This window comes from Paenibacillus sp. FA6 (genome assembly GCF_051550225.1).
In the GTDB taxonomy this organism is placed as follows: domain Bacteria; phylum Bacillota; class Bacilli; order Paenibacillales; family Paenibacillaceae; genus Paenibacillus_AQ.
The window spans coordinates 3138449-3150709 of record NZ_CP188820.1 but is presented as its reverse complement, the minus strand read 5'-3'; the positions used below and the strand labels follow the sequence as shown (position 1 = coordinate 3150709).

7 protein-coding genes and 2 pseudogenes are annotated in these 12261 nt (G+C 41.8%); 3 read left to right on the top strand and 6 right to left on the bottom strand.

What is annotated here, in order from left to right; translation table 11 throughout:
- Nucleotides 1-26: 26 nt before the first annotated feature.
- Nucleotides 27-638, bottom strand: a complete 612-nt coding sequence (locus ACP8HI_RS14750) for a TetR-like C-terminal domain-containing protein (protein ID WP_438346987.1) — start codon at nucleotides 636-638, stop codon at nucleotides 27-29.
- Nucleotides 639-926: 288 nt separating this feature from the next.
- Between ACP8HI_RS14750 and ACP8HI_RS14745 the strand changes: the two genes are divergently transcribed.
- Together ACP8HI_RS14745 and ACP8HI_RS14740 are read left to right on the top strand one after the other, a co-directional pair.
- On the top strand, nucleotides 927-2351 hold the full coding sequence (locus ACP8HI_RS14745) for a DHA2 family efflux MFS transporter permease subunit (protein ID WP_438346986.1): 1425 nt from the start codon (nucleotides 927-929) through the stop codon (nucleotides 2349-2351).
- 316 nt (nucleotides 2352-2667) lie between these two features.
- Nucleotides 2668-3270, top strand: coding sequence for a class I SAM-dependent methyltransferase (locus ACP8HI_RS14740; protein ID WP_438346985.1), 603 nt, complete (start codon nucleotides 2668-2670; stop codon nucleotides 3268-3270).
- 225 nt (nucleotides 3271-3495) lie between these two features.
- On the opposite strand, the gene ACP8HI_RS14735 is transcribed toward ACP8HI_RS14740, so the two are convergent.
- The 4 genes and pseudogenes from ACP8HI_RS14735 to ACP8HI_RS14720 all read right to left on the bottom strand — a co-directional run.
- A complete protein-coding gene (locus ACP8HI_RS14735; RefSeq protein WP_438346984.1) occupies nucleotides 3496-4911 on the bottom strand; it encodes a sensor histidine kinase in 1416 nt (471 codons plus the stop codon).
- Nucleotides 4908-5189 (bottom strand): winged helix-turn-helix domain-containing protein, encoded by a 282-nt coding sequence (locus tag ACP8HI_RS14730; RefSeq protein WP_438351840.1) that lies wholly within the window; start codon nucleotides 5187-5189, stop codon nucleotides 4908-4910. The genes ACP8HI_RS14735 and ACP8HI_RS14730 overlap by 4 nt, the downstream gene beginning before the upstream one ends.
- 44 nt (nucleotides 5190-5233) lie before the next feature.
- Nucleotides 5234-5339: pseudogene (locus tag ACP8HI_RS14725) on the bottom strand (DNA-binding response regulator); the annotation flags it as partial.
- A pseudogene (locus ACP8HI_RS14720) lies at nucleotides 5316-5543 on the bottom strand (response regulator); the annotation flags it as partial. The pseudogenes ACP8HI_RS14720 and ACP8HI_RS14725, both read right to left, overlap by 24 nt.
- A 235-nt stretch (nucleotides 5544-5778) precedes the next feature.
- On the opposite strand from ACP8HI_RS14720, the gene ACP8HI_RS14715 reads away from it, so the two are divergent.
- Nucleotides 5779-7356, top strand: coding sequence for an S-layer homology domain-containing protein (locus ACP8HI_RS14715; protein WP_438346983.1), 1578 nt, complete (start codon nucleotides 5779-5781; stop codon nucleotides 7354-7356).
- A 337-nt stretch (nucleotides 7357-7693) separates the two neighbouring features.
- Here the strand turns inward: ACP8HI_RS14715 and ACP8HI_RS14710 are convergent, their stop codons facing one another.
- Nucleotides 7694-12061, bottom strand: coding sequence for an S-layer homology domain-containing protein (locus tag ACP8HI_RS14710; RefSeq protein WP_438346982.1), 4368 nt, complete (start codon nucleotides 12059-12061; stop codon nucleotides 7694-7696).
- Nucleotides 12062-12261 lie beyond the last annotated feature (200 nt).

The window sequence follows — 12261 nt, the reverse complement described above, 5'->3', positions numbered from 1 at the left end:
CCAAAAGTGTCCTATTCCTGATGAAATCATTCTGAGTCTATAAGTTGGTTGGTATTTTGTTGTATATGGAAAAGAAGAGAAAGCTTGTTGGCGAGAAAAAGTGGTGTGTAGGGCATGTCTTCGCGAAGCCAACAGACAATTGTACCGATGAAAGCGGAGGAACCGTACCAGATTGCAATATCCTTCGGAATGGTCACAGCCGAAGCAGATGGGGACTCTGCATGGTTCTCTCTTCTATTAGTAATAAGATCAACGAACAGCTTCATAAGTCGATCGTTGAAGACCGGTATGCGTTGTGAAGCAAGCATCACCTTATAAAATTTTGAGTTTTCAGCGATATGCTCAAGCAGGTGGACTAGTATGGACCAATCCGTATCTATGGAATGAGACCCACTTTGAATATCATCCAGGATAGCCTGAATTTCATTAATCATGTCATCTGCCAGCTTCTCAAGCAATTCCGGAATATCCCGGTAATGAAGATAGAATGTAACACGATTGATGGTAGCACGTTCGGCAATACGATTCACGGTTATTTTCTCAAGTTGAATCACCTCAAGCAAATCGATAAATGCATTGCGAATTAATTGGCGCGTTCGAAGTACACGCGGATCCGTGCGTGGTGTTGTTGTTGGCATCGCATTCATTTCCTTTATCTGTCAATTATTTATACGACAATTATGTCTTGTTATGTAGTTTTTCTTTCACATATACGACAGATCATGATCGAATGTAAACTAAAATACACTTTTAAGGAATCTGTCGTTTGTGAAATGCAAGTGAGATAACTATAATCTTTTACATTGAGCTTATTATACTACAAAGTGTTAATTAGGTTCGTGACAAATTTGAAGGGATTGAGCATACTGAGTAAAAGTTTAGCATTTGACAGAAGTTCTATTAAGAAAGGTCCCTTGTTATTTGTCATGATTTTGGGGGCGTTTATCGCCGTTTTGAATCAAACGATTATGAGCGTCGCGACGCCGGAGCTAATGATTGACTTCAACATTGCGGCATCTACGGCCCAATGGCTGACGACCGGCTATATGTTGGTAAACGGGGTTCTTATTCCGATTACTGCATTTCTAATGCAGCGGTTTACAACCCGGGAGCTGTTTATGACTTCCATGTTAGTTTTTCTCTGTGGAACCATTGTTTCGGCAGCAGCACATTCCTTCGACATATTGTTGGTTGGCCGCCTGATTCAAGCAGCTGGAGCCGGTATTATTATGCCGCTACTTATGACTGTCATCTTGACCGTTTTTCCTCCTGATAAGCGAGGAGCCGCTATGGGATTGGTTGGTTTAGCTATTATTTTTGCCCCTGCTATCGGGCCTACAGTCGCCGGTTATGTCATGGAGCATTATTCCTGGCAAACGATGTTTTATGGGATGATTCCGTTTGTCGTTATTGTTTTAGTTATCGCCTTTGTATATCTGAAAAATGTGACTGAACGGACTTATCCCAAACTTGATATTTGGGGTGCCACTCTCTCAACCATCGGCTTTGGTGCTCTGCTGTACGGTTGTAGCAGTGCTGGAAGCAAGGGCTGGTCAAGTACGGAAGTGGTTTCACTTCTTGTTGTAGGTGTTGTCTCCTTAATTTTGTTTACATGGAGACAGTTAGTCTCTAAGAGTCCGCTTCTTGATCTAAGAGCATTCAAATATAGCATGTTCTCCCTAACGACCGTTATTAATATTGCGATTACGATGGTCATGTATGCAGATATGATGCTGCTTCCACTGTATTTGCAAAATGCACGTGGATACACAGCTATGGAGTCTGGACTTTTGATGCTCCCTGGCGCACTTCTGATGGGATTAATGATGCCGGTGACAGGGAAGCTATTCGATCGCTTTGGAGCGAAGTGGCTGGCCATCATCGGAATGGTTATTACGATCGCGACAACCATCGGGTTCGTTAATCTGACCGATTCCACTAGTTATACGTATTTAGTTCTGATGTCTACAGGACGACGCTTCGGGATGGCCATGTTCCTGATGCCAATCACAACGGCAGGCCTGAACCAATTACCTGCAAGACTGAATGCGCATGGTACAGCCATTGCCAACACCATCAAGCAGGTGGCTGGTGCGATAGGAACCTCTCTGCTTATCACGGTAATGACGACCAGTACCAAATCCCATCTTCAGGATATGACCGTCGCTGGCGGTTCAGGTACACAGGAGCATATGTTGATGGAAGCGTCGATTCAGGGTATTAATGATGCGTATCTTGTCATTATTGGAATCGGAATTGTTGGTCTGGTGCTTTCATTCTTCATTAAACGTGTGGGGCAGGCTGAGGAAGTAGAAGAAACCAAAGTAAATATGAAACTAAAAACAGTATAACCAAGAGTCCTACTTCTCTATGAAGTAGGATTCTTTTTTGTGCGCCCAGCATGGGCGCTATCCCTAAGGTTTAAGTCCGAAATGGTGAAGTATGTATGTTCCAGAAATTGCTTGGACCGATTTTAAGCTAAACCCACAGGATAAAAAAGATGGCAGTAGACCTTTGAGAGAAAAACAAGGTTGTCTCCTCCTTCATACAGAGGTTTTTTTTCCATAAGAACTAATAAGAATGTGGACTAAATGCTAATGCTTTGATAAAATATCATTCTATATTGTTGTCTTCAGGATTTTATTAAGGCAGATTGGAGAGGTAATAATGGGAAATACGGATAAGTTTGAAATGATAGCTAATCGATATGACACTTCTGAAAGAACTCAAATTGCAAAGGTATCATCAGATGCTATTCGTGAGTATTTAGTTGACGCTAAAAGTAAGAATGCTATTGATTTTGGGTGTGGAACTGGTCTTGTCGGAATGAACTTGTTAAACGATTTTAATTCTATGCTTTTTCTGGATACTTCACCAAACATGATTGATCAAATAAAGCAAAAAATTTCTGATTTGAATATTCAGAGTGTAGATACATTGTGCTTTGATTTTGAAAAGGAAGGCTTATCGGATTTACATGCTGACTATATTGTTATGGCTCAGGTTCTACTCCATATTAATGATGTTGAATTCGTTTTATCAAGATTATTTGATGTTCTAAATGAAGGAGGACATTTACTAATCGTAGATTTTAATGAAAATGAAAAAGTAGTTTCAGATATCGTTCATAACGGATTTAATCAAGTAAAGCTAACTGACATTATGACTAAAATAGGGTACAGGGATATTCAATCCAAAACTTTTTATAATGGAAGTAAAATATTCATGGGACATGATGCATCTATGTTTATTCTTGATTCTCAAAAATAAACTCTTTAGGCGGAGATTATCCCGTTAGTAGATTTGAGACTATTGAGATAGCGAGATCAAAAAAGGGCCATCCGTAAAGGATGGCCTTTAAAATTTGCCGTTACAGACAGTGCCGTGATGCGTATCATAAATAGGGCGAAATATGAGTTTTAAAAATTAAGAGCGCGGATAGTTACTCTCTCCGGGGAGTCAGGCACGTTGGTCGGACGCAGGAAAAGGTCAGCGTTACTGCTCACGCTGACCTTTTGGCAGATGGATCTCAAATACCGTCTTATCAAAAGAAACACTCGTCAAGGTAATTGATCCGTCATGGAGGGCAATGATTTCTTGGACAATGGATAGTCCAATGCCGAGTCCTTCACCTTTTCTGCTGCCATCGATACGGTAGAAACGTTCAAAGACATGCTCTTGATCCTGTAAAGGGATGCCGAGCCCTTTATCGATAACCATCATGAATAGGGTATCATCCTTTTCTGAAAGTCCCATTTCAAGATAATGGCCTTCTGATCCGTAGCGAATCGCGTTATCCAACAGGTTTCGCAGCGCACGTTCGATTAGGGAGGAATCAATACAAGCGTGGATATCCCCGTCAGGGATATTTACTTCAACAGTGAAGTTCTGCCCCTCAAGAAACATCAGGTAGTCTGCAGCAATTTTTCGCATCATTTCAGATACATTATGCACTTCAACATGAAGCTCTAAATTTCCCTCATCGTGGCGAGTTATATCTAACAATTGATCTAAAAGCTTATCGATATAACGAGAGCGCTGCAGCAAAACTTTGGCACTCGCTTGCAGCTCCTTCTCATCCTTATACAACCCAGCGCGAATCGTTTCTGCGTAGCCTAAAATCATCGTTAGTGGGGTGCGTAGATCATGGGAAAGATTAGACAGCAGCAGATTTCGTCGGGTGTCAAATTGCTTGATTTGTTCGCCTTGATTTTGAATACGGTGAACCATGGCATTATAATACGTAGTGAGCTGGCCAATTTCATCCTTTTTCGTGTCCTCTAGTACAGTAATTTCACTTTGGAGGTTAAGCTGTCCTATAGCCTGATTAAGCTTACTGATTCGTTTATTCATGGAAGAGAAAAACCCTAGAGATAGCAGATAGGGAATTAATAAAGCAACAATTAACGGTAGCATAAAAGTAGACATGGCTTTAAACGTGCGCATGAAGAAGTAAATTTGCCCATTTTTCATGTCGTCGCTGGATAAACTCATCAATAAATAATAGGGTTGATCCTCTTGGCTAATGGAGTAAGTAAGCGTAATCGGTCCATCGACCCCCCATAGGTTCTGAGGCATATTGAGCATTCGATTTGCAAACTGCCCGAAATCATAGGATTTCTTTTCTCCGAAGGTATCATAAATCGTCGATCCATCTGCTGAAATCCATTCATAACGAATATCAGGATGGTTGCTATGAGCATCATCCAGTATTGGCGTTATGTCTGCGAGATGAAAAGCTTGACGCGTAGCAATTGTTTCAAGGACTTCTTGCGAGATGTCGTTCAGGCCGTTCAGATTATAACCCTTATCTCCTATTTTGCCCATAATGAGGCTAAGAGAAGCAAACACAAGAATACTAATGATTACACTAATGAGCATAAGTAGCCAAAGCTTTGTTCTACTTTTCATTGTCCATCACCTGAGAATCTATAACCGATTCCACGTATGGTGTGAAGGTAATGAGGCGAGTCCACCGTGGGTTCAAGGATGCTTCGCAGTTTGCTTATAAAGACACTTAAATTGTTATCATCAAAGTTCTCATGATTCCACACCTGCTTGTAAATTTCCCTTTTGGTTAAAACGCGGTCTGGATTTTGCATGAACATTTCTAAAAGTCGGCACTCTACCGGGGTTACAGAAAATGATTTTCCATCATTTTGCAAAAGATAATTATCGATATCCAGCACTAACTTATTTAAACGTAGAATCTTGGCAGGATAAGAAGAATGAGGGCGATGTCTTCTTAACTGTGCTTGCACGCGAGCAACCAATTCCACTGGGCTAAAAGGCTTTGTGACATAATCATCTGCACCTAATCCGAGCGTCAGGATTTTGTCTTGCACTTCTCGTCTTGCACTAAGTGCAATTACCAACGATTCAGCCTTTGCTTCTCGTAAATATTGCAGCACCTCAAACCCGTTGCCATCATCCATCATGAGGTCCAGTATCAATAATTCGATCGTATATTTCTGTAACAAATGAATAGCTTGTCGTCCTGAACTGGCTTCAATGACTTGCAGTTCTGCTTGTTCTAAATGCATTCGAATTAACTGACGAATTTCGGGTTCATCATCTACAATTAAAATTTTAATAATGGCGAATCATTCCTCCTTCGTAAGTGACATGAAGCCAATCTTAATCTTGATCAAATCATAACAATAATAAATAGAGAAATACATGTTTTATAACATTCATTAAGATTTCATTAAGATTCAATCGGCAGATAAATTATATGCTTATAGTAGGAATGAATTATAGGAAGGTGAGGTGCTTCATATGAAAAATAAAAAACATTACGCAAGTCTTCTGCTCATTGTTTCGCTATTATTTGTGTTTCCGCAAAGTGTATTTGCTATGCAAATTTTTGTTAAAACACTAACAGGAAAAACCATTACATTAGAAGTGGAACCGGGTGATAGCATAGACAATGTAAAACAGAAGATCCAAGACAAGGAAGGAATACCGCCTGATCAAATGCGGTTAATATTTGCTGGTAAACAGCTAGAGGATGGTCGTACCTTGGCTGATTATAACATCCAGAAGGAGTCCACATTACATCTGGTACTTAGACTTATAAACCGACCTATAATTACACCAGTTAGTATTAGTATGAATGAAGGTGAGGTGTATACATTTTCTGAAGCTGTATTTACCTCGCAATACTCAGGCAATTCTCCTTTGACTCAGATTAAGATAGTCACCTTACCAGAAAACGAATATGGAAAATTACAGTTAAATACAGGGAGTGCCATAACGGATATTATTGCAGGTCAAACTGTAGATGTTATCAATTTACCTGATTCACAATTTATTTCTTACGTTGGTAAAATAGGAGCGATATCTTTTGAGTGGAGCGCAAGTGATATACATAGTGAATCATTGCCCTCTACTGTAGGCATTGATATCCTTTCCAAGGATCCAATTGTTGTGGATACGGTCCCGCCCGTCCTCTCGTTAATAGGTTTAAATCCGTTAGAGTTAGAGGTAGGTAGCCCGTTTATTGATCCCGGAGCGACTGCATTGGACGATGTGAATGGGGACTTAACTAGCGAGATTACAGTTAGCGGTTCGGTGTATACCAGTCAAGTTGGTACGTATAAGCTAACATATAAGGTACAGGATCGCTCGGGCAATGCAGCTACGGATGCAGTGCGGACGGTGAATGTTATCCAACTTCAGAATCCACCCAGCGGCGGTGATCAACCTAGCGTGACCCAATCCAGTAATGCAGATCTAGCTAAATTAACCGTTAATACATCCAGCGAACAACTGGAACTCTCGCCTGCACTCACGTCCGAGGCAAAAGCTCCTGTATGCCAATTCACAGATATTGAGAACCACTGGGCGAAGCTAGATATTTGCGAAGCGGCAGGACTGGGTATTCTGGTGGGAGAGGATGACCACACTTTATTGCCGAATGGCCTCGTCACGCGGGCAGAGTTTGCAGCGATGTTGATGAGAACCCTTCAAATTACAATAAGTGATGAATCGAGCGCGATAGACTTCAGTGATAAGGGAAGCATTCTTGGAGTGTCGCGATTGGCCATCCAGACAGCAGTGGCAGAGGGAATTCTCGAGGGATATCCCGACGGGACAATACATCCACAGCAAACGGTAAGCCGATCAGAAATGGCGGCGATGGTTTCAAGGGCAATGAAGTGGGAGGCCAACAGTACGGAAAGCACATATTTCTCTGATGATGTACGAATACCAGCCTGGGCTAAGCCGTATATCGCAGCAACCTATGAGCATGGACTTCTTAGAGGGCGAAGTGGCAATGAGTTTGTCCCGGATGGACCGACAACAAGAGCCGAAGCAGCCGTCTTACTTCTGAGATTGTGGAAAGCTCTATAACTTCAAATTTAGTGTTGTTGATAAACCTAGGCTAATCGCACAGAATTCGAGCATAAAGGGCATCCAATCGGATGTCCTTTAAAATTTCGCTCTAGAGATGATACGGTGAGCCTTATCACAAGTAGTGATAAGGCAGAAAGTTGTGTTAAAGGTGGGGACGTGGATGTTAAATATCCATATGGGTGCTTAAAACTTAAAACATGTGTAGATGTCGTAAATAGGTACTTAATAATAGAAAATATAGATGGCCGACTCAACATGCGGTAATGGCCTTAATAAAAAGGGAAAAAGCACCGGAATTGCCGGTGCTTTTTTGTATGCTGAAACTTAGAATATGTTATGATTGGCGATCGGTGTGCAATAGCCAGCGGTATATAACCGCGGATAGCTCTGCCCTAGTCATCCATTCCTGTGGGGCAATGCGCCCATCGTTACGACCTTGGACGATGCCGACAGAGATGGCTGCTCCAACATCTTTCTTTGCCCAGGAAGAAACCTGATTTGCATCTTCATGGGAGTTCAGAGCAGAAAGTGCTGCATCTTCACTAACACGGATACCTGTCAATTTTCCGATACGATTAAGGACGATAATGGCTTGCTCGCGCGTGACTAAGCTATCTCCTTGGAAGCTACCATCCTCATAACCTTGTAATAAATCAAATGCTACGGCTGCTTCCAGCTCTTTGGCAAACCATGCCTCTGGACTGACATCCTTAAAGCGGTCTGTATAATTGACTCCGCCTAAACCCAAAGCCCTTGATACTAATACAGCCAGCTGTGCTCTGGTAATATGGCGATCCGGCTGGAAGCTTCCAGCCGCGAATCCGTTCACTACACGGCGATTTGCGAGCTCTTGCACTAGGCTTTCTGACCAATGTGCTTGAATATCGTCAAAGCTTTTCGCGTAGTCAATCATGATGAAGTCACCATTAATAATGAGACTGAGCTCGGCATAATCCTTTCCATTGTGAGTGATGGTTTTAGTTGGAATATGGACAACGCCTTCCTCGACCAGACGAACTGCTGTCGTCACATCTGTCGTATCAATCGGGAAACGCAGCTGTGCAAACCTAGAATAGCGTTCAACCGTTGTTGCTTTCTCTCCTGCTTGGACTTCCATCTTGAGCCCAATGACTTTTCCTTTACCGACGACACCTTTTGGTAGCGAAGCAGGTTGAATGCTTTGTTCATCCACCTGCAGATGCAATACGATGGAATAGGTCGTCATCCCTGAAAGCTCCCATTGTCGCTTCATTTGATCAGTGACGATGTTTGCAGTAGGGAAGCGATATTCAATGCCTTGATGCTCGAGCTCCACAAAGCCTTGAGGGACGAACAGTCCTGTCCAAGCATTTTGTGAGATTTTTATTTCAATGCTTTTTTCTTCTTTGGCGGATATGATATACCATTCTCCATTAACGTCATTGGCGTGGACGCCATCGCCATTGATCCAAATATCAAATGCAGTTGTTAGCGGATGGACGATAGGTCCGGGGCCATTGAGGATAGGCCCAGGTCCGTTACCTCCCCCAGTACGTTCCGGCTCTCTAGTGACATATACAGTCGATTGGGAGATACCTAGAGCATCTGTAAAGTGAGATACAATCGTATTTAACCCAACTTTCAGCGGGATATCCATTCCCCAGGCATAAGGAACACCTTCAACCCATAGTTCTGCCAACGTAATACCCTTCGTTTGATCATAAGTGGCGTTAGTTACGGATACCTCGTATGGCACCGTTGCTGAATACACATGATCTGTTACCGTAGGTGCAAACTTTACGTTTTCAAGCTCCAATGAATGTTCGAAGGTCTCTGTTGTGAACGATATTTGCCGGCTATATCGGGTCTGGGTCCCATCAATCGCAAATGCTCTGGCATAGTATAAGGTATCCGGCCGAAGTCCCGTGAGAGGCTGAGCCATCACTTCTTCATACGGTGCAGTAATCTGGAGCATTTCATCCGCTACAGTTGGATTTGCGGAGGTGCTGACGGCAATGCCAACCTTCCGGAAATAATCTAAATTTAATGTTTTTAATATCACTTTTGTCTGTGCTGTATCATAGGTCAAATCGCTTATTTCTAGATCAACTACCCAGTTTTTAAATGCAAATTGTCGTGTAGGTGACATCGCAATTTCTGCTGTTACTGTATTTACCGTCAATACCTTCCAATAATAAGGTATACCCGGTATCAATGGTGAGGTACTCAAATTGTAGCTGGTCTGACCCGTCACATCTTCCTGTCGATAGGTGACAAAGCTAGGATCTGTAGAGAGCAACATATACTGCTTATCATAAAGGGCAGGATCATTAGAATCTACCCATTCGAGCATGATGTCATCCTCATTTTCTTCGAAAAGCACTCTATCTCCAGGAGCCTGTAATAAGAGAGACGACAGTGTATTCCCTGTTTTTAATAGAATAGGAATATAGGGTCTGCCGTGTTTGGCAAGAAATGAATCATTCACAAGATTTATGCCTTGTGCTACGCCCGAAGGGAAGCCACGGTAACTCCCACCTTCTTTAAGACGATACGTATAATACACCATTGAGGTGGTGCGTTGATGCGTTTCAGCCTGTACGACAATTTCCCCAGTTTCCTCAAAAAAGATCATCTGTAATGTTCCGTAACGCCACGTATTCATGACATTTGAAAACTGCAAAACAGCCATTCTTTTGCCAATCTCCGTGCCGATGACGGCATGGAAGATCGCACCAGGTGTACCATTGATATTCATTCCAGTCTCAGGATGATCCGTGAAAGAGACTATTTTATTACCGTATTGGGTTTGTATTTGAATCTCACTTAGCGTTGTTCCGTTATATGGAAAGTTAATACCTAAATCAAAACTGCCATCCGTGACTTCAGTAGCCGAATACAGCTGGGTTTCGGAGACCGTAGTAAATAAAGCCTCGTGATCAGAATCGGGCGTGATCATCTGCAGTAGAACAGGAATCGTGTTATATTTTTGAATAGCAGGGTCATATATCTTTTTGGGAACAAGATACGTATCCTCCGAATAATAACTCCAGAAGCTTGAATAAAGTGTATTTGGATTTCGATAAACAGTCCCATAATTCGGTTCTATGATGGACAAGGTTGTCCAATCATGGTGAATGAGGGAACCTGCGCTGTCCATAACGCCATTGCTAGAGCCAAGATGGAATGTTGTCTCTACGTATTGATGCGTATCAGGATTTAGTATATACATATTTCCGCTATCTTTTTCAGTAAAAGTAACTTGTTTCCCATCGCCATGCATATTCAGGTACCTTCCACCTACCGAATAAGTATGTTCCAATACTAGCTCTTTAGCTGAGGCATTCCACGAATATTGCTCTAGTTTGTCCTCGTAGCTCGCCAGAAATTTCCCATCAGGTGTCCATAGAATATCCGATGGTTCGATAAAGACCGTCTTTCGATGAGTGAAATCTTGAGCAGATATAATACTGATATTAGTTATGCCCTCACGTATGATCGTAAAAAAGTAGCCATCGTGATAAGTCACCTTTCCAATCTCATTCGCAAAGGTATTGCTACGTAAATAAACACCCTTTTCATCGAATTCATCAAGTGTATTGTTATTGGAATGGTTTTCAGAAACATAAAAATGATCGTTTTCCGGATTCACAATCATCTGAATGTAGTCTAGTTCATAAGTTTCCCCGCGATAACTATTTATGGTGGCCAGATAGGTGTAGTTTTTTTTAGATTGGTTATAAGCAAAGACGGATATCTCGCCGGAAGTTGAGGCTGCGATTAAATCTCCGTTATTCATCAATGCGATAAAGTCGTAACGGAGGTGATAAGGAGTGTCTATCTTAATTTCGTCGCTTCCATTAAGAAGAAGGTAGTTATCCGATTCAACATATGTTCCAAATGCACTAAATGTACCATCTGCAGAGGTAGCAGGATGGGAGTAATAGTAACTACTATCTCCAGGAAGCGGGGTGCAAGTGATCAGATCCGGCTCATCGCAAATATAGGCTGGATTATTGAAAGTTCCCTTGATAAGAAATTTGCCATCTTCTGTGGATACGATGCCAGAAATGTTTACGTTCAAACTCGTATCAACTGATATAACTGAAGGAGTGGGGGCTGTAGTGTCCAAGATAGCGTATTTACCATATGTGAAAGTGGATATATAAATGAGTCCATCCTTACCCTTTTGCATCCAAGAAGGTTGGCTTGTAAATACATGCATATTATCCGCAACTACAGTCTTGGTGGATACATCAAGCTTAATCATCGGAAAGCCAGCATTCGTATCTTTCAAGACAATATACAGATAACGTTCTGAGCCTTCCTTGGAAAAAGCCATCATAACTGGCTCGATTGTAGGTGCTTCTATGGTTGTATGCCAGTCTGCCCCTGTCAATTGAGCGGCTAACGCATCGCGAGTGATCAAACGATCAAGAAATTCCCCGTCTGTTGTGAAATGGAAAATATCACTGGCGTTAGCATAGGTTTCTTTAGCAATCACATACAGATTGTTTGAATCATCTGCATCCAGCATAGTAATGCTTTCGAGATACCCTTCGTCTGGAAAAGTAAACGCATTCGGTGCTAACGAAAAGGGAGTTTCATGAAAGCCGAACGTGTCAGCGACTACAGCTGCTTCTGCCTTGGGTTGCATGGGAAATCCTGCGAACAAAGATGCGAGTAATGTGACTACCAAAAAATAATGTAACTTTCTTTTCATAATCTTCCTCCTGGAGTGTAAAATCATTGTGAATGCAAATAGCGGGTACACTGGCACATCAAAATTGAGCCCGCTCAGATCCCTTAGATTTGAATGGTAACATAGCGTAATGAAAGAATAATGAAAGAAATAATGAAAGAAATACAGTTGACAGGTATTAGCTTATTCACTTTTTTTAAAATATATAGAAAGTCAGTAGC

Bases quoted from the DNA above. Each gene is read 5' to 3' on its own strand.
- ACP8HI_RS14750 (WP_438346987.1), bottom strand. From the start codon at position 638: ATGCCAACAACAACACCACGCACGGATCCGCGTGTACTTCGAACGCGC.
- ACP8HI_RS14745 (WP_438346986.1), top strand. From the start codon at position 927: ATGATTTTGGGGGCGTTTATCGCCGTTTTGAATCAAACGATTATGAGC.
- ACP8HI_RS14740 (WP_438346985.1), top strand. From the start codon at position 2,668: ATGGGAAATACGGATAAGTTTGAAATGATAGCTAATCGATATGACACT.
- ACP8HI_RS14735 (WP_438346984.1), bottom strand. From the start codon at position 4,911: ATGAAAAGTAGAACAAAGCTTTGGCTACTTATGCTCATTAGTGTAATC.
- ACP8HI_RS14715 (WP_438346983.1), top strand. From the start codon at position 5,779: ATGAAAAATAAAAAACATTACGCAAGTCTTCTGCTCATTGTTTCGCTA.
- ACP8HI_RS14710 (WP_438346982.1), bottom strand. From the start codon at position 12,061: ATGAAAAGAAAGTTACATTATTTTTTGGTAGTCACATTACTCGCATCT.